General features: G+C 70.9%; 21 protein-coding genes and 1 tRNA gene. 12 read left to right on the top strand and 10 right to left on the bottom strand.

Features of this window, described 5'->3' with window-relative positions; all coding sequences use genetic code 11:
- The first annotated feature begins 149 nt into the window (after positions 1-149).
- A complete protein-coding gene (locus C6C15_RS17350) occupies positions 150-1,451 on the top strand; it encodes a DUF2510 domain-containing protein (protein ID WP_234024134.1) in 1,302 nt (433 codons plus the stop codon).
- Positions 1,452-1,508: 57 nt separating this feature from the next.
- Here C6C15_RS17350 and prfB read toward each other — a convergent pair whose 3' ends face one another.
- Positions 1,509-2,618 carry a peptide chain release factor 2 gene (prfB, locus tag C6C15_RS11445; protein ID WP_025105296.1) on the bottom strand — a complete coding sequence of 370 codons (1,110 nt, stop codon included), beginning with the start codon at positions 2,616-2,618 and terminating at the stop codon, positions 1,509-1,511.
- A gap of 122 nt (positions 2,619-2,740) precedes the next feature.
- Between prfB and C6C15_RS11450 the strand changes: the two genes are divergently transcribed.
- Positions 2,741-3,982 (top strand): MFS transporter, encoded by a 1,242-nt coding sequence (locus C6C15_RS11450; protein WP_105950814.1) that lies wholly within the window; start codon positions 2,741-2,743, stop codon positions 3,980-3,982.
- A gap of 12 nt (positions 3,983-3,994) precedes the next feature.
- On the opposite strand, the gene C6C15_RS11455 is transcribed toward C6C15_RS11450, so the two are convergent.
- Genes C6C15_RS11455 through C6C15_RS11470 form a run of 4 tightly spaced genes read right to left on the bottom strand, consistent with a single transcriptional unit; the run spans position 3,995 to position 5,438 of the window.
- A complete protein-coding gene (locus C6C15_RS11455) occupies positions 3,995-4,414 on the bottom strand; it encodes a pilus assembly protein TadG-related protein (RefSeq protein ID WP_105950155.1) in 420 nt (139 codons plus the stop codon).
- Between the two features lie 17 nt (positions 4,415-4,431).
- The gene (locus C6C15_RS11460) at positions 4,432-4,866 is read right to left on the bottom strand and encodes a TadE family protein (protein ID WP_234024135.1); all 435 of its coding nucleotides are present in this window, start codon (positions 4,864-4,866) and stop codon (positions 4,432-4,434) included.
- Complete coding sequence (locus C6C15_RS11465) at positions 4,856-5,257, bottom strand: TadE/TadG family type IV pilus assembly protein (RefSeq protein ID WP_105950157.1); 402 nt, start codon at positions 5,255-5,257, stop codon at positions 4,856-4,858. Before C6C15_RS11465 ends, C6C15_RS11460 begins: the two co-directional genes overlap by 11 nt.
- A gap of 1 nt (position 5,258) precedes the next feature.
- The gene (locus tag C6C15_RS11470; RefSeq protein WP_060923094.1) at positions 5,259-5,438 is read right to left on the bottom strand and encodes a hypothetical protein; all 180 of its coding nucleotides are present in this window, start codon (positions 5,436-5,438) and stop codon (positions 5,259-5,261) included.
- 174 nt (positions 5,439-5,612) lie between these two features.
- On the opposite strand from C6C15_RS11470, the gene C6C15_RS11475 reads away from it, so the two are divergent.
- Genes C6C15_RS11475 through C6C15_RS11485 form a run of 3 tightly spaced genes read left to right on the top strand, consistent with a single transcriptional unit; the run spans position 5,613 to position 7,049 of the window.
- Positions 5,613-6,575, top strand: a complete 963-nt coding sequence (locus C6C15_RS11475) for a CPBP family intramembrane glutamic endopeptidase (RefSeq protein ID WP_105950158.1) — start codon at positions 5,613-5,615, stop codon at positions 6,573-6,575.
- An 11-nt stretch (positions 6,576-6,586) separates the two neighbouring features.
- Positions 6,587-6,766 carry a hypothetical protein gene (locus tag C6C15_RS11480; protein ID WP_060923090.1) on the top strand — a complete coding sequence of 60 codons (180 nt, stop codon included), beginning with the start codon at positions 6,587-6,589 and terminating at the stop codon, positions 6,764-6,766.
- 10 nt (positions 6,767-6,776) lie between these two features.
- A complete protein-coding gene (locus C6C15_RS11485) occupies positions 6,777-7,049 on the top strand; it encodes a hypothetical protein (RefSeq protein WP_144882538.1) in 273 nt (90 codons plus the stop codon).
- A gap of 24 nt (positions 7,050-7,073) precedes the next feature.
- On the opposite strand, the gene C6C15_RS11490 is transcribed toward C6C15_RS11485, so the two are convergent.
- Genes C6C15_RS11490 through C6C15_RS11505 form a run of 4 tightly spaced genes read right to left on the bottom strand, consistent with a single transcriptional unit; the run spans position 7,074 to position 10,378 of the window.
- Positions 7,074-7,370 (bottom strand): DUF7882 family protein, encoded by a 297-nt coding sequence (locus C6C15_RS11490; protein WP_060923088.1) that lies wholly within the window; start codon positions 7,368-7,370, stop codon positions 7,074-7,076.
- A gap of 40 nt (positions 7,371-7,410) precedes the next feature.
- Entirely contained in the window at positions 7,411-8,349 is a 939-nt protein-coding gene (locus C6C15_RS11495; RefSeq protein WP_060923087.1) for a type II secretion system F family protein, read from the bottom strand.
- Positions 8,346-9,203 carry a type II secretion system F family protein gene (locus C6C15_RS11500; protein ID WP_060923086.1) on the bottom strand — a complete coding sequence of 286 codons (858 nt, stop codon included), beginning with the start codon at positions 9,201-9,203 and terminating at the stop codon, positions 8,346-8,348. The genes C6C15_RS11495 and C6C15_RS11500 overlap by 4 nt, the downstream gene beginning before the upstream one ends.
- Entirely contained in the window at positions 9,200-10,378 is a 1,179-nt protein-coding gene (locus C6C15_RS11505) for a CpaF family protein (protein ID WP_105950159.1), read from the bottom strand. Before C6C15_RS11505 ends, C6C15_RS11500 begins: the two co-directional genes overlap by 4 nt.
- Positions 10,379-10,479: 101 nt before the next feature.
- On the opposite strand from C6C15_RS11505, the gene C6C15_RS11510 reads away from it, so the two are divergent.
- The 6 genes from C6C15_RS11510 to C6C15_RS11535 all read left to right on the top strand — a co-directional run bounded on the left by C6C15_RS11510 (position 10,480) and on the right by C6C15_RS11535 (position 14,173).
- A complete protein-coding gene (locus tag C6C15_RS11510; protein ID WP_060923084.1) occupies positions 10,480-10,872 on the top strand; it encodes a hypothetical protein in 393 nt (130 codons plus the stop codon).
- A gap of 94 nt (positions 10,873-10,966) precedes the next feature.
- Positions 10,967-11,764, top strand: coding sequence for a glycosyltransferase family A protein (locus C6C15_RS11515; protein WP_060923083.1), 798 nt, complete (start codon positions 10,967-10,969; stop codon positions 11,762-11,764).
- On the top strand, positions 11,761-12,603 hold the full coding sequence (locus C6C15_RS11520; RefSeq protein ID WP_060923082.1) for an endonuclease/exonuclease/phosphatase family protein: 843 nt from the start codon (positions 11,761-11,763) through the stop codon (positions 12,601-12,603). The genes C6C15_RS11515 and C6C15_RS11520 overlap by 4 nt, the downstream gene beginning before the upstream one ends.
- Positions 12,600-13,181, top strand: a complete 582-nt coding sequence (locus tag C6C15_RS11525; protein ID WP_060923081.1) for a hypothetical protein — start codon at positions 12,600-12,602, stop codon at positions 13,179-13,181. Before C6C15_RS11520 ends, C6C15_RS11525 begins: the two co-directional genes overlap by 4 nt.
- Before the next feature lie 67 nt (positions 13,182-13,248).
- A tRNA-Leu gene (locus C6C15_RS11530) sits at positions 13,249-13,330 on the top strand.
- Positions 13,331-13,408: 78 nt separating this feature from the next.
- Positions 13,409-14,173, top strand: a complete 765-nt coding sequence (locus C6C15_RS11535) for a DedA family protein (protein WP_060923080.1) — start codon at positions 13,409-13,411, stop codon at positions 14,171-14,173.
- Positions 14,174-14,185: 12 nt separating this feature from the next.
- On the opposite strand, the gene ku is transcribed toward C6C15_RS11535, so the two are convergent.
- Positions 14,186-14,998 (bottom strand): non-homologous end joining protein Ku, encoded by an 813-nt coding sequence (gene ku / locus C6C15_RS11540; protein WP_060923079.1) that lies wholly within the window; start codon positions 14,996-14,998, stop codon positions 14,186-14,188.
- Positions 14,999-15,055: 57 nt separating this feature from the next.
- Here ku and ligD point away from each other — a divergent pair, with 57 nt between their 5' ends.
- Positions 15,056-17,035, top strand: coding sequence for a non-homologous end-joining DNA ligase (gene ligD, locus C6C15_RS11545; protein ID WP_105950160.1), 1,980 nt, complete (start codon positions 15,056-15,058; stop codon positions 17,033-17,035).
- Positions 17,036-17,046 lie beyond the last annotated feature (11 nt).

Below are 17,046 nucleotides of genomic sequence, written 5' to 3' on the forward strand. Positions count from 1 at the left end.
GCCCGGCCCCGGCACGACACCCCGCCGCGCAGGACGCCGCTCCGCTTCTCGGCTGTGCTCGCAGGCCCACCGAGGTCGTCGCCCGCTGCTATACATGGAGTGTCGATTCGCGTCCACCGCGCGCGAGCGCACACACGGAGGGGACCCCCATGACGACACCTGCCGGCTGGTACGACGACGGTTCCGGGCGCCTGCGCTGGTGGGACGGCCAGCAGTGGACGGAGCACTTCGCGCCGGAGACGACAGCGACGACCGACGACACCACCGCGACGGCGACCGACGACGGGGGCGCGGACAGCACCCCCGCGGCGACCGACGACGGCGCTCCCCTGGGACAGGAGCCGACGGCGACGGCGGAGACCGTCGCTCCCGAGCCCGTCGCCGCTGAGCGCGAGATCGCTCCGGACGAGCCCGCGACCGAGTTCATCGTCGCGCCAGAGCCGGCACAGGACTGGACCGCACCGACCAGCGGCGCGCACGACCTCCCCGGTGCGGCGCCGATCGTCCCACCGGCCACTCCCGATCAGAACGCATACCAGGGCCAGGGCGGATACCCGACACCGGGCGCGTACCCGGGGGCGCAGGACGCGGGCGGATACCCGGGCCAGGCGCCGGGTGGTCAGGGCGCGTATCCCGGCCAGGGCGCGTACCCCGGTCAGGGCGCGTACCCCGGTCAGGGGGCGTACCCCGGTCAGGCGCCGGCTCCCGCGGCGCCGAAGAAGGTCTCGGTGCTCGGACTCGTCGGCCTCGGGCTCGCCGCGCTCGGCCTCCTCCTCGCGTTCATCCCCGTGACGCTGCCGTTCGCCTGGTTCCTCCTGGCGGCCGGATTCATCGTCTCGCTCATCTCCCTGTTCCTGAAGGGCACCAAGTGGCCGGGGATCACCGGGCTCGGGGTGTCGGTGCTCGGCGGTATCGTCGCGATCGTCGTGAGCATCTTCTTCGTGCTGGCCGTCGCGAACACCGTGCGTCCGGTCACGCTTCCCGACTACGACGAGGGCACGACTCAGAGCCCGGCGCCGGAGACCGACGACACAGGCGACGCGGGTACGGGTGAGGTCGCCGAGGGCACGCTGGGAGAGCCGGTCACCGTGCCGCAGCTCGAGGGCACGGCCGAGGTCACCATCCGTTCCGCCACGTTCGGCCCGACCAACGGCACGGACTTCGAGCCCGCGAACGGCGGATATCTGTTGATCGACGTCGCCTGGGAGACGCTCGACGGGACGACCTACGTCAACCCGCTCTACTTCTCCGTCGAGACCGCAGACGGCACCGAGGGTGACTACGACATCTTCGGCGAGGCGACGCTGGAGTCCAGCGAGCAGGACGCCGGTTCCACGGCGGAGGGCACGGTCTCGTTCGACGTCGCCGAGAGCTCGTCCTACGTGATCGTCATCACGGACGAGATGCTGCAGGAGGTCGCGCGCGTGACCGTCGAGCCGTCGGCTCGCTGACCCGTCCGCACCGCACAACGAAGGCCCCGGGATCTCCCGGGGCCTTCGTCGTAGGGGTCAGTCCTCGTCTTTGCGCTTGCGCCAGCGGATGCCCGCCGAGATGAAGTCGTCGAGATCGCCGTCGAACACGGCGGCGGGGTTGCCGGACTCCTGGCCCGTACGGAGGTCTTTCACGAGCTGCTGACCGTAGAGGAAGTAGGAGCGCATCTGATCGCCCCAGCTCGCGGTGATGTTGCCGGCGAGTTCCTTCTTCTTGGCGGCCTCCTGCTCCTTCTGCAGCAGGAGGAGGCGGTTCTGCAGCACCCGCATGGCCGCAGCGCGGTTCTGGATCTGCGACTTCTCGTTCTGCATCGACACGACGATGCCGGTCGGGAGGTGCGTGATGCGCACGGCGGAGTCGGTCGTGTTGACGGACTGCCCACCGGGGCCGGAGGAGCGGAACACGTCGACCCGGATGTCGCTCTCGGGGATGTCGACCTCGGTCGCCTCCTCCATGAGCGGGATGACCTCGACGGCGGCGAACGACGTCTGGCGCTTGTCCGCGGAGCCGAACGGGCTGATGCGGGCGAGGCGGTGCGTGCCGGCCTCGACGGAGATCGTGCCGAAGGCGTAGGGCGCGTCGATCTCGAAGGTCGCCGACTTGATGCCCGCGCCCTCCGCGTATGAGGTGTCCATGACCTTCACGGGGTACTTGTGACGCTCCGCCCAGCGCAGGTACATGCGCATGAGCATCTCGGCGAAGTCGGTGGCGTCGTCGCCGCCGGCGCCGGAGCGGATGGTGACGATGGCGCTGCGCTCGTCGTACTCGCCATCGAGCAGCGTCTGCACCTCGAGCTGGTTGATGAGGTCGGTGAGCGTCTGCAGCTCCTTGCGCGCCTCGATCGCCGACTCCTCGTCTCCCATCTCGTTCGCGAGGTCGACGAGGACCTCGAGGTCGTCGAGGCGCTGGGCGATGCCGGTGATGCGGGCGAGCTCCGACTGGCGGTGGCTCAGGGCACTGGTGACCTTCTGGGCGTTCTCGGTGTCGTCCCAGAGGTCGGGCGCGCCGGCCTCCTCGCTGAGACGCGCGATGTCCTCGCGGAGACGGTTGACATCGACGACCTCGCTGATGTCGCCGAAGGTGTGCCTGAGCGCCTGGATTTCGGCGGAGAGATCTAGTTCGAGCATGACACCTCAGCCTAACGTGCCGCCCGCGCGCGCGGGAACGGTGGTGTCCGGTCGTCCGCGCCGACGGGAGTAGCGTGAAGGGCGTGAGCAGTGCATCCACGGTCCTCCGCCAGTTCGGGCCGATGGTGTACTTGCCGACCGTCCTCTTCTCCCTCGGCGAGGGCGCGGTCATCCCGCTCATCCCGGTCATCGCCGCGTCCATGGGGGCCGACGTCGCCTTCGCGGCCCTCGTCGCCTCGGCGCTCGTGGTCGGTCAGCTGTGCGGCAACCTCCCGGCCGGCTGGGCCGTGGGCCGCATCGGCGAGCGCTTCACGATGGTGATCGCGGGCGTCATCGCCATCCTCGCCGCCGTCGGCATGGTGTTCGCGCCGTCGCTCGGGGTCCTCGCGGCATCGGTGTTCCTTCTCGGCCTGTGCGCCGCGGCGTTCGGGCTCGCCCGGCACGCGTTCATGACCACGCGGGTGCCGCTGGCGTTCCGCGCCCGCTCGCTCTCCCTGCTCGGCGGCAGCTTCCGTCTGGGCATCTTCATCGGCCCGTTCGTCTCCGCCGGTCTGCTGCAGCTCTTCGGTACCGAGGCCGCGGCGATCTGGTTCTTCCTCGCCTGCCTCGTGGTCATGGTCGCGCTCGTGCTCTTCGGACCGGATCCGGAGAAGACCGTCGCCCCGCTGCGGACGACGATCCGGTTCGCGGAGGACAGCGGAGAGGCGGTGACCGGGTCGATCCCCACCGTCGAGCGGGCCGGGATCTTCCAGACCATGTGGCGGCAGCGCGGAGTGCTCGGTCGGCTCGGACTCGCTGCGGCCTCGCTGTCCGCGGTGCGGTCGGCACGGCAGGTCGTCCTCCCGCTGTGGGGGCTCTCCCTGGGCCTCGACGCATCGACCATCGCGCTCGTCGTCGGGGTCTCCGGCGCCATCGACTTCGCCCTCTTCTACGCCAGCGGTCAGGTGATGGACCGCTTCGGCCGGCTCTGGGCGGCGATGCCCGCGATGGTGCTGATGGGCGCCGGGTTCCTCGCCCTGTCGGTCACGCACGACCTCGACTCCGCGGTGCTCTGGTTCGGCATGTTCGCCGCGGTCCTCGGCGTCGGCAACGGCCTGTCGAGCGGCATCCTCCTCACTCTCGGCGCGGACGTCGCCCCGAAGCACGACCCCGCCGCGTTCCTCGGGTCGTGGCGCACGCTGACCGATGCCGGCGGCGCGGTCGCTCCGCTCCTCGTCTCGGGCATCACCGCGGTCGCGTCCCTGTCGTTCGCGGCGGGAGCCATGGGCCTGATCGGACTCGTCGGCGCCGCGGGGTTCCTGCGCTGGATCCCGCGGTTCGTCCCCCGGACGCCCCCGCCCACGCCGGACCCGGATGACGACTGAGCGCCCGGTCGCTCAGCGCAGCGCCGTCCGGCTCGTGGCCGTCGCCTGCAGCGGCACCCCGTCCGGCACGAACGGCGAGAGCAGCGGCGGGTGCCAGGTCGCTGCAACGGTGACGCGCGCGCTCACGCCGTCCGGGGTGCCCGCGTCGACGACGGTCGCCTCGAACCCCGCTCCGAGGACGAGCGGCACCGCCTGCTCGGCCACCCCCGCGTCGGTGAGCGTCGCGCGCGGCACCTCCCCCTCCACCTGCAGCGTGAAGCCGTCCGCTCCGGCGAGCGCCGCCGCATCCGCAAGCCCGTCCAGCCGCTTCTGGGAGATGTAGAGGTCGGTGGCGCAGATGCACACGAACAGCACCGCGAGCGCGAGGAGGAGGTAGCCGAGCACGAGCAGCAGCACGCTCCCCTCGTCGTCGTCCTCTCCGTGCTGCTTCATGGCCCGCACGCGTCCCCTCATCCCGCGCCCCATCGCCGCGACACCTTCTGCACCGACACGGCCTCCACGGGGACGGACGTCGCCTGGTCGAGTCCGAGCACGCCCGGCACGAGCGGCAGCGGCACCCGCGTCGAGACCGTGACGACCACCGTCGCTCCCGCCGCCGGACAGGCCGATGCCCGGGGGCGGCACGACACCGCGACGTCGACCGCACCGGGATCGATGCCGTACTCCGCGACGACCCCGTCCAGCACCTCCTCCCCTCGGTCGGCCGCCGCCGCGATGTCGGGTGCCGAGGCGACGGCACGTGCGGCCTGCCGCGCCGCGGCCTCGACGCCCAGCGTCTGCTCCTGCACCGAGCCCACGGCGATCACGAGGTACAGCAGCGGCACGAGCATGATCACGCCGACAGCGATGAACTCCAGCGAGCTCGACCCCGCGTCATCGCGCATCGAATGACTCCGCCGGTGCATGGGCCTCCACCTGCAAGGCCGCAGGGACGCCGACCAGGCCGAACACCGGGAGCGTCGTCCGGATCCGGACCTCGACGGTCTCCTGTCCCTCCCGCCATGCTGAGGCCACCGTGATGTCGTCTGCATAGGAGGGGCCGACCGCCCGACGGATGACCTCACGCGCCCGCTCTTCCCCCTCCGCGGCCGTCGTGTCGGCGAGAGCCGCGTAGTACGCTCCCTCCACAGCGGCGTCGTGGACGACGTTGCGCACGTAGATCGCGAACGCGAACTGCAGCACCGCGAGGGTGAGTGCGGTGAGCAGGGTGCCGACGAGCACGAACTCCACCGGGTTCGATCCGCGGTCGTCGGTCACCCCCGCAGGCGCGCGCATGTCAGAGCCCCGAGACCCGCTGAATGGCCTGCTCGAACAGGGAGGTGAGTGCGGGCCCGGCGACCGCCCAGATGAGTACGACGAGCCCCGCGGTCATCAGGGTGACGAGCACCCAACCGGGCACGTCTCCCCGTTCGTCGTCGTAGAAGGCACAGAGCATCGAGCGCGCACGAGAGATCATGCCGCCAGTGTGCATGGGAGACCTGCCACGGCGCGGACGTTATCCACAGGAGCTCGGTGTTCCGGGCATCGCCGGATCCTCCCGACGGTTCATCCGGGTGAGAACGATGGACGCCGCGTCGACACCGTTGCTACGTTCGACGAACTAAGCCCCCTTGCGACGTGACAGGACCCCATGACCTCCACGAGTTCCCCCGCACGAGCCTCCCTTCACGAGTCCCCCTTCATCGCGGACGCGCGGTCAGGTGCCAGGGTCACGAGCTGGTGGCTGGCGATCATCCTCTTCCTCGCGCTCTGGATCGTCCAGATCGGCCTGCTCGCGGCTCTCACGATCGCGGCCCCCGTTCCTGCGGGCTCCGTCGCGTCGCAGTTCCAGGAGGCGTTCGCCAACCTCGTCGTCATCGGCCTCGTCTTCGCCTGGGTCGGCCTCTATGAGCGGCGACACGTGCGCACTCTCGGCTTCCGGCAACCCGGGCGCGGCGTGCTCGCTCTCCTGCTCGGCGTCGTCGTCGGGCTCGTCTTGATCTCCGTACCCATACTGTTCCTTCTGCTGACGGGCCAGTACGAGGCGGTCGCCGGCCCCGCGGGCGGCACCTCCGGGTTTCCCGCCCTACCTCTGATCCTGGCTCTCGCCGTCACCGTGATCGTCCAGGGCGGCAACGAGGAAGTCGTGACACGCGGGTTCCTCCTCCAGAGCGTGGGGCAACGATTCCCGACGTGGCTCGCAGTCCTCGTCCCCTCGCTGCTGTTCACGGTGGTGCATGGCGTCGGCGGCCATCCGGTGGCCTTCGCCACCATCTTCCTGTACGCGATCTTCGCCACCTTCGTCACACTCTGGCAGCGGTCGCTGTGGCTCATCTGCGGTATTCATGCCGGCTGGAACTTCGGCATGGGCAACGTCTACGGCATCCCGGTGAGCGGGTTGGACCCGCACTCCACGTCGCTCCTGTTCCTCGCCCCTTCCGATTCCTCGGCACCGTTGCTCACCGGTGGCGATTTCGGGACCGAGGGTGGGCTTCCCGCCGCCTTCACCATGCTGGCGGCGGCCGCCGTCGCGTTCGTGTGCTGGCGACGTTCCGCGCGGGAGCACCGTCAAGGAGGTCCGCGGGTCTCCCCGGAGCCGACCCGGGCGCAATAGGCTCCTGCCTCATGGAACCCAACCCTCTGCTGCCGTCGATTCCGGTGCTGATCGCGATCGTCGGCGGCGTGGTGATCCTCGTCTCCGTCATCGTCATCGTCGTCGGTGCCCGGAGAGCGAAGCGGCGCGGTTCTGTACCCCCGTCGCGCGAATCGCACAACCCCGGGTCCGGACACCACGACGAGGGATAGCCTGTCACGCATGCGCCCCGGACCTGACGATGAGATGCGGGCGCGGGTCGAGATCGACGGGCTCACCTATCCCCTGCCTCGCGGCACGGATGTCGTCGCCCTCCGGGAGCGGATCGAAGCCGCCGCGCGCGCCGAGCCCACATTCGTCTCGTTCGCCACGTCGGACGGCCTCGCGAGCGTCCTCGTCCACCCGACGTCGCGGGTGTTCCTCTTCCAGGTCAAGGCGTCGAACGACGGGAGCCTTGCTGCAGACCTCGGGGGGCTGCCGGACTGGGACGTCTGAGCGCCGCGGGAAGCCGCCGCAGCGTCAGGAGGTGAACTCGTCGATGACGAGCTCACCTCGGGCGTTCAGCCGCTCCATCATGTGGCTGACCCGAGCCGGGTCGATCGCCGGCGTCGGCTCGGCATCGAACTCGAGGACCAGCGGGATGGCCGGGTGCATCCACGCCGAGAGCCGGCCCGGGCTCTTCTTCCCCGAGGGCCACGTCATCATGAAGCTCTCCTGGCGACGGAGCTTGGTGGAGATCACGATCTTCAGATGCGCCAGCAGGGTGTCCTCGACGTCGATCGGTGGACGAGAGCTGTTGTACTCAAGACTTCCCATAGTCAAAAGGTAAGCCCCCGGGACGCCCTCGGCCGACCACTCACCCGATGCCGAGGCGCAGGATGAACAGACCAGGGTAGATCGCGAACACGACGGACAGCGGCAGGATGAGGAACACCAGCGGCAGGAGCATGAAGATCTCCTTCCGTCCGGCCTGCTCGATGAGCGTGCGCTTGGCCTCCTCCCTCGTGTCGTCGGCCTGCGCGCGCAGGACGGCGGCGAGCGGCGCTCCATGTTCGAGCGCGGCGACGATCTGGTCCACGGCCCGCGTGAGCCCCGGCAGCTCCAGCCGCGCTGCCATCGCCGTCAGTGCGTCCGCCAGCGGCGACCCCGTCCCGACCTCCAGTACCGCGCGGCGCAGCTCGACCGTGAGCTCCCCTGACCCCACACCGGCCACGCGCTTCACGGCATCGAGGAACCCCTCGCCCGCCGAGAGACAGAGCGCCAGGAACTCCAGCGTCGTCGGCAGCTCCTCGGTCAGACGCACCTTTCGCGCACGCACCCGCGCCGACAGCCGCATGTCGTACCCCACACCGGCCGCCGCTCCCGCGAGGAGCGGGATCGACCCGACCGGAAGCGACCACCGACCGATCACGACGAGAACGATGACGGCGAGCGCTCCGGCAGCGATTCCGCCCACGATCACCGCGAGCTGACGACCGCGGAAGGCGACGGGATCGAATGCCGACCCCGCCTGAGCGAGCCGCCGTCGGAGAGCTTCCGTCCCGCCGAGCAGACGGTCGAGCGTCTTCGCACCGCGCGCACCGAGGCGGAACCCTCCGGCAGGCAGGGTGCCGGGCCGGGTGAAGGCGTCGCGCGGCAACACCTCGTCGTCCACGACGTCCCGCACGTACGGCGCGATCCGCGACGCGAGCGACGCCGCCCGCCACCGCGGGAGGCCCGCTAGAAGCGAGAGGACACCCGTGGCGAATCCCCCGCCGAGCAGCACGGCCACGGCGAGCGCGGAGAGCCCGCTCACCCGAACCACCGACGCGGCTCGGGCAGCCGACCGATCCGGATCATGAGGCGGAATGCCACGACGGACACGACCGCGCCCACGACGATCACGACGATCCCTTCCGGCGTGCCATAGGCCTTGGCCCCCTCCGGGCGCAGGATCAGGAGGGTGAGGATCACCCACGGCGCCACGGCTCCGAGGACGGCCGCTCCGCGGATCCACGACTGCCGCGCCTCGACCTCGCCACGCAGCGCCGCGTCGGCACGCACGGACGAGGAGAGCGCCCGCAGCACGCCGATGAGCTCGGTGCCACCGACCTGCCGCGCCATCCGCAGGGTCTCGATGATCCGGTCGCCGAGTGGATCGGCGAGGACGGCCTTCAGCCGGTCCAGACTGGAGTCGAACCGTCCGCTGCTCCGCAGGTCTCGGGCGAATACCTCGAACGCGGGCCGGAGCGGCGGTGGAGCCGATTCCGCGAGGGTGGCTACCGCATCGGGAAGCGACAGGCCGACGCGGATCGCGGCGATCAGCAGGTCGCAGACGTCGGGCCAGAGCTGGCGCCGCAGACGCCGCAGCCGCAGACGTCGGCCACGCAGGTAGGCGATCGGCGCCGCGCCCCCGGCCAGCCCGGCGAGAATCGCGAGCGCGGCGCTTCCCGTGACGAGCCAGGCGAGGGAGGCGGCGCCGAGCGCGGCACCGGCGATGCCGATCACGAGAGAGCGGGTCTGCACCGCCGGGAACCCCGCCTCGCCCGCGAGACGAGCCAGACGACCGCGATGCGGAGCAGTCGCGGAGCGCTCCCCGGCCGGCCACAGCCACGGTGCCAGGATCAGGAGCACGCCGGCCGCGAGCGTCGCGCCGAGGAGGATCGTCATGCGAGAACCCCCGTCCCGACCGGTGCCGATCGGCCGCGGGGGCGCGCGGCTCCGAATACCGGCGTGCTGAGCACCCGCCCCTGGATCACCTCACCCGTCAAGGCGACGATCTCCTCGACGTATCGACGCCCGGCCGCATCGCGCGCGCAGTGCACGACGAGATCGACGGACGACGCGAGCGCCGGAGCGACGAAGTCGCGGTCGATGTTCCGGCCGGCGAGGAGGGGCAGCAGGCACAGCTTGTCGAGCGCCTCCGCGGCGGAGTTGGCGTGCACCGTGCAGGCCCCGGGCACGCCCGTGTTCAGCGCGAGCACGAGGTCAAGGGCCTCCGCGTCGCGCACCTCCCCCACCACGAGCCGGTCCGGTCGCATTCGCAAGGCCTCCTTCACCAATCGCCTCAGCGTGATCTCGCCGGTGCCCTCGAGGCTCGGCTGACGCCCCTGCAGCGCGACCACATCCGGGCCGTCCACCGCGAGCTCGAAAGTCTCCTCCACCGTGATGATCCGCTGGTCCGCCGCGCAGGCGGCGAGCAGCGCCCGGAGCATCGTCGTCTTCCCCGCGTGGGTCGCCCCCGACACGATCACGGACGCGCCCGTCCGCATCGCCTCACCGAGAGCCCGCGCGGCCTCGGGGGTCAGCGCGCCCTGCATCACGAGCGCATCGAGCGAGCGGTACCCGGGAAGGAACTTGCGGATGTTGACCGCCCACGACCCGCGCACGACATCGGCGATCGCGACATGCAGCCGCGAGCCGTCCGGCAGCGAGGCATCGACGAAGGGCTGCCCGATGTCCACGCGCCGTCCCGTCGCCTGCAGCATCCTCTCCACCAGGTCCCGCACCGTCGCCTCGTCCAACCACAGCGCCGTCCGCTCCGCCACCCCACCCCGCGCCGTGTGCACGGCCCCGTCGCCGTTGACCCACACCTCCTCGATGCCGGGGTCGTCGAGCAGCGGCTGCAGAGCACCGAAGCCGCTCACCGCCGCCAGCACGTCCCGCACGCACGCCGCCTCGTCCTCGACCAGCACGCCGCCCCGCGCGAGCGCCCGATCATCGTGACGCCGCACCTCCGCCCGGGCGACCTCCCGCGCCCGCTCCGGGTCGGTCGCCGGATCCACCCCCTCGGACCGCAGCCGACGCCGCACAAGGTCGGCGATGATCGACGCGGGCTGCTCCATCCCTGCATCCTCGCAACGATCCGCTCCCGGCCCGCGGAGTTATCCACACCCCGTGCGCGGCCTCCGAACGGGAACGCTCTGGCACCGGGTAGCGTGCAGGCATGAAGCGGTTCACTGTCTCGTGCGGCCTCCTCGGGGTTCTCCTCCTGTCCGGCTGCACCAGTGGCGCCGATCTCCTGCAGTGCCAGAGTGTGGCCGCCGTCGACACGGAGCTCGAGGCCTTCTTCGCCCAGGACACGGTCGGCGGCACGCCGAGCCCGGAGCAGACCGAGCGCCTGAAGGAGCTCGCGGACGAGTACGCCGATCTCGACGTCGACGGCGAGGTGCAGGAGGCTGCGACCGCAGTGAGCGACGATCTGCGCGCGCTCCACGACTACCGCGTCGGCGTCCAGAACGGCGACGACGCGGACCCCGACCGCGAACAGGAACTCCGCCGGACCGCGATCGATACGTTCGTCGAGGGGCAGGCCGTCTGCATCCAAGGCTCCTCCTGACGCCTCCGTATCGACCCGCCCGCCCCGGTGTCAACCGGTACGTCCCCCGTCGTCGCGCTCCCTAGGCTGAGGAGCAGACCTGCGAGGAGACGACGTGCACCGCGCCACACCAGCCGCCCCCGAACCGACCCTGAGCGTGGTCATCCCGGTCAAGGACGACGCGACGGAACTGCAGCGGTGTCTTCGCGCCCTCGCCCGACAGACGCTTCCGCCGGACGAGATCATCGTCGTGGACAACGCCTCGACCGATGAGTCGGCCGCCGTGGCCGTCCGGCACGGTGCACGGGTCGTGCGGTGCGACACCCCGGGCATACCCGCGGCGAGCGCGACCGGGTACGACGCGGCGACGGGCGACGTGATCCTGCGACTCGACGCGGACGGCGTGCCGGGGCCGCGGTGGATCGAGACGATGGCGACCGCGTGTACGCGGGATCCGCGGGTCGGCGCCTGGACCGGCGGTGCGCATTTCGTCGACGGCCCCCGGTTCCTGCGGCGGCCCCTCGCGGTGGCCTACCTGTTGTCCTACGTCATCGTGTGCGGCTCCGCCCTGGGCCACGCGCCGCTGTTCGGGTCGAATCTCGCCCTCCGCCGCTCGGCCTGGTTTGCGGTCCGAGACCGCGTGCACCGCGACGACGCCGACCTCCACGACGACCTCGACCTCGCCTTCCACGTCGGCGAGCGCCACCGCATCCGCTGGCTCGTGCACACCGACATGGGCATCTCCATGCGCCCGTTCGGCAGCGGCCGCTCGTTCGCGCGCCGGGCCTGGATCGGCGCCCGCACCGTCCTCGTGCACTGGCCGGAGGACTTCCCGCCCGTGCGCTGGGTGCGGCTCACCCTGCGCCGGGTACTGCACCGGCTCGGCGTCCCCGCGCCCGGAGCCCGCCGATGACCGCCCCGCTCCTCGGAACAGCGTCTGCCACCGAGCTGCACGTCATGACCCTCAACATCCGCCGCGATCTCGGCGCGCTCGCCTGGCCACCCGCCGACCGCTGGTCGGTTCGACGTCCCCGGCTCACCGCGCTCCTGCGCACGGAGCGGCCGGACGTCCTCGGTGTGCAGGAAGCCCTCCCCGAGCAGGCTGCCGCCGTCTCCGCCGCGCTCGGCCCGTCGTTCCGCCGTATCGGCCACGGCCGCCTCCCGGGACCCCGCGGCGAGGGCTGTCCGCTCTTCTACGACGCCGACCGGCTGGAGCTGCGCACCTGGCGACAGGTCGCGCTCTCCCGCACCCCCGATCGCCCCGGTTCGCGCTCCTGGTCGAGTGTCGTGCCGCGGGTGGCGGTGGAGGCGTCCTTCCGCGATCACCGCACGGGGGCCACGGTCACCGTGCTCAACACCCACCTCGACGCGTTCTCACCCTGGGCGCGGCTCCGCCAGGCGCAGGCAGTGCACGACGTCGCTGCCGCAGCGTTGACACCCGTCATCCTCCTCGGCGACTTCAACGCCGCCGCGGGCTCGGCACCGTGGCGTGCCCTGGAGACCGACGACGTCCTCCGCGATTCGTGGACGGCCGCTGTGACCCGCCGCACACCCGCCTGGAGCACGTTCGCCGGCTACCGGTCGCCGCGCCGCGGACGCCGCATCGACGGCGTCCTCGCCTCCCCCGCGCTACCCGTGCGCCGGGTGGGCATCGACGCCCGCCAGTATGGAGGGGGCTGGCCGTCCGATCATCTCCCCGTGCACGCCCTGTTCGATCTCGCCCCCGCCGTCGCACCCGAGGAGCCCGCATGAAGGAGGACTTCCTCCGCCCACCGCAGTCCGTGGCGGAGTACGGCGCCGACGCCGTCCGCGTGATCGGCATCCTCAGCGTCCTCGTCGCGGCGATCTGGTCCACCCCGACCGACGCCGGCATCCTCGCGCTCGCCCTCCCCGCCCTCATGCTCCCCCGTGTCCTCGGGATGCGCGGCGGCATCGACCTCGCGATCGGCCTGATCGTACTCATCGCCGCCGCGAGCAACGTGTTCGACGTGTACCGCACGCTCACCGGGTGGGACCTCGTCGTGCACTTCGTCTGCACAGGCGCCCTCGCCGCCACCGGCTACCTCGTGCTCTCCCGCCTCGGCATCGTCACCGCGCAGGAGTCGCCGGCGTTCCGCCCCCGCATCCCGATCATCCTCTGCACCGTGATCGGGCTCGCTGCCAGCGCCGTGTGGGAGATGATCGAGTGGGCGGGACGCACCTTCGTCACCGACGAGATCTTCGTCACCTACGAGGACACGATCGGCGACATGGCGATGGGCGGCCTCGGTGCGCTCGCGGCGGGAATCCTCGTCGCCGTCGTCCGGCTGGAGCGTCATCGCCCCGCGTGACGGCGCGGAACTGCGGGACGATCCCCAGGGTCGAACAGCGCGCGGGTCAGTAGACTGAAGCCACCGCGCGGGAGTGGTGGAATTGGCAGACACGCAGGATTTAGGTTCCTGTGCCCCAGGGCGTGTGGGTTCAAGTCCCACCTTCCGCACGACGGGTGCTTCGGCGCCCGCATCGCTCCACCGCCGACACCTCACGACCGACGGGAATCCCGCCAGTGCTCGAAAGCATGCTGCACGCCCCCACCGCGCTCATCCCGTGGCTCGATCCGCAGACGATCATCGGGGCGGCGGGTCCGTGGGCGCTCCTCGTGGTCTGCTTCATCATCTTCGCCGAGACCGGTCTGCTGGTCGGCTTCCTCCTGCCCGGTGACACGCTGCTCATCATCGCGGGCCTGCTGACCCACACGAGCAACGTCTTCGGCGTGAACATCTGGGTCGTCTCGCTGCTCATCGCGCTCTCGGCGTTCATCGGCGGCGAGGTCGGCTACGTCATCGGACACAAGGGCGGTCCCGCGGTGTTCGAACGCAAGGAATCCGGCCTGTTCAGCAAGAAGAACGTCGAGCGCACCAACGCGTTCTTCGAGCGCTTCGGCGGCCTCACCGTGATCCTGGCCCGCTTCGTGCCGATCGTGCGCACGTTCGCTCCGGTCGCGGCCGGGGTGGGCCACATGCCGTGGCGGCGCTACTCGCTCTACAACTTCATCGGAGCGATGATCTGGGGCTTCGGGCTCACGATGGTCGGGTACCTCATCGCCTACATCCCCTGGATCCGGCACCTCGTCGTCGAGTACATCGACATCATCCTGCTCATCGCCGTCGGCGGTACGGCGATCGTCACCCTGTGGCACTACCTCACCGAGCGTCACAAGGCGAAGAAGGCCGCGGCCGCGGGCGAAGACGTCGTGACCGACCATGCGGAGGCGGAGGAGCTCGTCCTCGACGCCGACGTGTTCGACCGGGCCCCCGACCTCGACGGCGACGGAAAGCACTGACCTCGTCGCGGATCAGCCCGCGTTCTTCGAGCGCTTCTCCTTGGAGCGGGCCACGCTCGCGCGCAGCGCCTCCATCAGGTCGATGACCTCGCCGCCGTCGGCCGCCTTCTCGGCGTCGCCACCGAACGTCTCGGCCACATCGAAGGTCTCGCCGGCCTCGATCTTCGCGTCGATGAGGGTGCGGAGCTCCTTCTGGTACTCGTCGACGAACTCCTCGGGATCGAAGTCGGCCGAGTAGCTGTCCACGAGGGAGGACGACAGCTCCAGCTCCTTCTTCGAGATCCGCACGTCCTCGTCGAGGGACGGGAACTCCGCCTCCCGGACCTCGTCCGACCACAGCAGCGTCTGGAGCACGAGCACCTTGCCCCGCACACGCAGCGCGGCGAGCCGGGTCTTCTGGCGCAGCGTGAACCGCACGATCGCGGTGCGATCGGTCTGCTCCAGGGTCTTGCGCAGCAGCACGTACGCCTTGGGCGACTTCGAGTCGGGCTCCAGGTAGTACGGCTTGTCGAGGGTGAGCGGATCGACCTGGTCGGAGGGCACGAACTCCACGACGTCGATCTCGCGGCTCTTCTCCGCCGGCAGCGCGGCGAGGTCGTCCTTGGTGAGCACGACCGTCTGGCCGTCGTCGACGTAGGCGCGGTCGATGTCAGAGTACGCGACCGTCTCGCCGCACACCTCGCACGTCCGCTGGTAGCGGATGCGGCCGCCGTCCTTGTCGTGCACCTGATGCAGCGGCACGTCGTGATCCTCGGTCGCGGAGTACACCTTGACCGGCACGTTCACCAGCCCGAACGTCAGGGCGCCCTTCCAGATCGTCCTCATCACACCAGTAGACACCAGCCCCACCCGTCACGACCACCCCTTGACTACGCTGGCTCCATGGTGGGAGAGGCGCAGGTCGTACAGGTCGACGGCCGACGACTGCGCGTGACCAACCTCGACAAGGTCGTCTATCCGGAGACGGGCACGACCAAGGGCGAGGTCATCGCCTACTACACCGCCATCGCGCCCCTGCTCCTGCCACTCCTCGACGGCCGCCCGGTCACCCGCAAGCGCTGGGTCGAGGGCGTCGGCACCGCCGCGGCTCCCGAGGACTCCTTCTTCACGAAGCAGCTCGAGCCCGGGGCTCCGGACTGGATCCCGCGGCAGGACATCCAGCACTCCGACGGCCCCAAGGCGTATCCGCTGGTGGAGGACGTGCCCACATTGGTCTGGCTCGCGCAGGTCGCGGCGATCGAGCTGCACGTGCCGCAGTGGCGGTTCACCCCGGAGGGTCTGCCCGGTCGCCCCGACCGTCTCGTGCTCGACCTGGACCCCGGACCCGGCGCCGACCTCGCGCAGTGCGCCGAGGTCGCCCGGATCGCCAGGACGCTCCTCACCGGCATGGGCCTCGACCCCCTGCCCGTGACGAGCGGCAGCAAGGGCATCCATCTCTACGCGTCCCTGCCCGGCGAGCAGACCAGCGCCGAGGTCTCCGCCGTCGTCAAAGAGCTGGCGCGCATCATCGAGAACGACCACCCGGACCTCGCGACGAGCGTCATGTCCAAGGCCGTGCGCGGAGGCAAGGTGTTCCTCGACTGGAGCCAGAACAACGGCAAGAAGACGACGATCTCCCCGTACTCCCTGCGGGGGCGCGCCCGCCCCGGCGTCGCGGCGCCGCGCACGTGGGAGGAGCTCGACGACCCGGGGCTCGCACACCTCGAGCTGGACGACGTGCTCGCACGCGCGGCTGCCGGATTCGACCCCCTCTCGTCGCTCCGCCCCGACGCTCCGGCACTGGCCGCGAACGCGCCCGCCTCGACCCCGGCTCCCGCGATCCGGGCGGCGGCCGTCGCCCCCGCCCGCCGCGGACGGCCGCTCGCCGCACCCGCACCGTCCCCCGCCGCGACCACCCTCCCCTCCCTCTCCCCGATGCTCGCCGAGAACGGCACCCCCGCGATCGCTCGAAACCTCAGCACCCCGTCCTGGGTGGAGGTGAAGTGGGACGGCATCCGTGCGATCGGCACCTGGCGCGACGGGCACATGTCGCTGCACGCCCGTCGCGGCACCGACATCACCGCGCGCTATCCCGAGCTGACGGCCGACGGCGCCCCGTTCCTCCCGGTCGACGAGGCGATCGTCGACGGGGAGATCGTCGCCTTCGACAGCGCAGCCCGGCCGAGCTTCTCCCTGCTGCAGAATCGCATGCGCCTCACCCGGCCCCGGGAGATCGAGCGCGAGGTGGTGCGCACACCGGTCGTGTACATGCTGTTCGACCTGCTCCGCCTCGACGGGCATGATCTCACCGGGATGCCGCTCCGCGAGCGCCGCACGCTCCTGGACGACATCGTGGCGGGGGTCGACGCGCCCATCCAGGTCCCACCCGTCTTCGACGACGTGGACGCGGCGCTGGCCGCGAGCGAGGAGTTCGGGCTGGAAGGCGTCGTCGTCAAGGATCCGGCGTCACGGTATCGCGCCGGCCAGCGCTCGCCCTCCTGGCTCAAGCTCAAGAACACCCGCATGCAGGAGGCGGTGATCGTCGGCATCCGCCCGGGGAAGGGCGAGCGGGAGGGCACTCTCGGCTCTCTCCTCCTCGCGGTCCCGGAGGGCGGCGACCTCCGCTACATCGGCCGCGTGGGCACCGGATTCACCGACCGGATCCTCCGCGACCTCCTCGCCCGCCTGGAGCCGCTGCGGGTGCCGCGCGCACCGCTCGACGGCGTCCCCCGACCCGATGCCTCCGACGCCCTGTGGGTGCGTCCAGAACTCGTGGGCGAGGTGGAGTTCGCGAACTGGACGCCGGACGGCATCCTCCGTCACGCCCGCTGGCGTGGTCTGCGTCCCGACAAGACCGTCGACGAGATCACCGTCGAGGCGTGACGCACACGCCG

This window comes from Microbacterium sp. str. 'China', assembly GCF_002993305.1.
Lineage (GTDB): Bacteria > Actinomycetota > Actinomycetes > Actinomycetales > Microbacteriaceae > Microbacterium > Microbacterium paraoxydans.

What these genes read in the sequence shown, in the direction of transcription:
- C6C15_RS11470 (WP_060923094.1), bottom strand. Translation starts at nt 5,438, where the DNA reads ATGATCTCTCGTGCGCGCTCGATGCTCTGTGCCTTCTACGACGACGAA.
- C6C15_RS11485 (WP_144882538.1), top strand. Translation starts at nt 6,777, where the DNA reads ATGCGCCCCGGACCTGACGATGAGATGCGGGCGCGGGTCGAGATCGAC.
- C6C15_RS11490 (WP_060923088.1), bottom strand. Translation starts at nt 7,370, where the DNA reads ATGGGAAGTCTTGAGTACAACAGCTCTCGTCCACCGATCGACGTCGAG.
- C6C15_RS11450 (WP_105950814.1), top strand. Translation starts at nt 2,741, where the DNA reads ATGGTGTACTTGCCGACCGTCCTCTTCTCCCTCGGCGAGGGCGCGGTC.
- C6C15_RS11525 (WP_060923081.1), top strand. Translation starts at nt 12,600, where the DNA reads ATGAAGGAGGACTTCCTCCGCCCACCGCAGTCCGTGGCGGAGTACGGC.
- C6C15_RS11465 (WP_105950157.1), bottom strand. Translation starts at nt 5,257, where the DNA reads ATGCGCGCGCCTGCGGGGGTGACCGACGACCGCGGATCGAACCCGGTG.
- C6C15_RS17350 (WP_234024134.1), top strand. Translation starts at nt 150, where the DNA reads ATGACGACACCTGCCGGCTGGTACGACGACGGTTCCGGGCGCCTGCGC.
- C6C15_RS11535 (WP_060923080.1), top strand. Translation starts at nt 13,409, where the DNA reads ATGCTGCACGCCCCCACCGCGCTCATCCCGTGGCTCGATCCGCAGACG.
- C6C15_RS11460 (WP_234024135.1), bottom strand. Translation starts at nt 4,866, where the DNA reads ATGCGCGATGACGCGGGGTCGAGCTCGCTGGAGTTCATCGCTGTCGGC.
- C6C15_RS11455 (WP_105950155.1), bottom strand. Translation starts at nt 4,414, where the DNA reads ATGAAGCAGCACGGAGAGGACGACGACGAGGGGAGCGTGCTGCTGCTC.
- C6C15_RS11510 (WP_060923084.1), top strand. Translation starts at nt 10,480, where the DNA reads ATGAAGCGGTTCACTGTCTCGTGCGGCCTCCTCGGGGTTCTCCTCCTG.
- C6C15_RS11520 (WP_060923082.1), top strand. Translation starts at nt 11,761, where the DNA reads ATGACCGCCCCGCTCCTCGGAACAGCGTCTGCCACCGAGCTGCACGTC.
- prfB (WP_025105296.1), bottom strand. Translation starts at nt 2,618, where the DNA reads ATGCTCGAACTAGATCTCTCCGCCGAAATCCAGGCGCTCAGGCACACC.
- C6C15_RS11505 (WP_105950159.1), bottom strand. Translation starts at nt 10,378, where the DNA reads ATGGAGCAGCCCGCGTCGATCATCGCCGACCTTGTGCGGCGTCGGCTG.
- C6C15_RS11475 (WP_105950158.1), top strand. Translation starts at nt 5,613, where the DNA reads ATGACCTCCACGAGTTCCCCCGCACGAGCCTCCCTTCACGAGTCCCCC.
- ligD (WP_105950160.1), top strand. Translation starts at nt 15,056, where the DNA reads ATGGTGGGAGAGGCGCAGGTCGTACAGGTCGACGGCCGACGACTGCGC.
- C6C15_RS11500 (WP_060923086.1), bottom strand. Translation starts at nt 9,203, where the DNA reads ATGACGATCCTCCTCGGCGCGACGCTCGCGGCCGGCGTGCTCCTGATC.
- ku (WP_060923079.1), bottom strand. Translation starts at nt 14,998, where the DNA reads ATGAGGACGATCTGGAAGGGCGCCCTGACGTTCGGGCTGGTGAACGTG.
- C6C15_RS11480 (WP_060923090.1), top strand. Translation starts at nt 6,587, where the DNA reads ATGGAACCCAACCCTCTGCTGCCGTCGATTCCGGTGCTGATCGCGATC.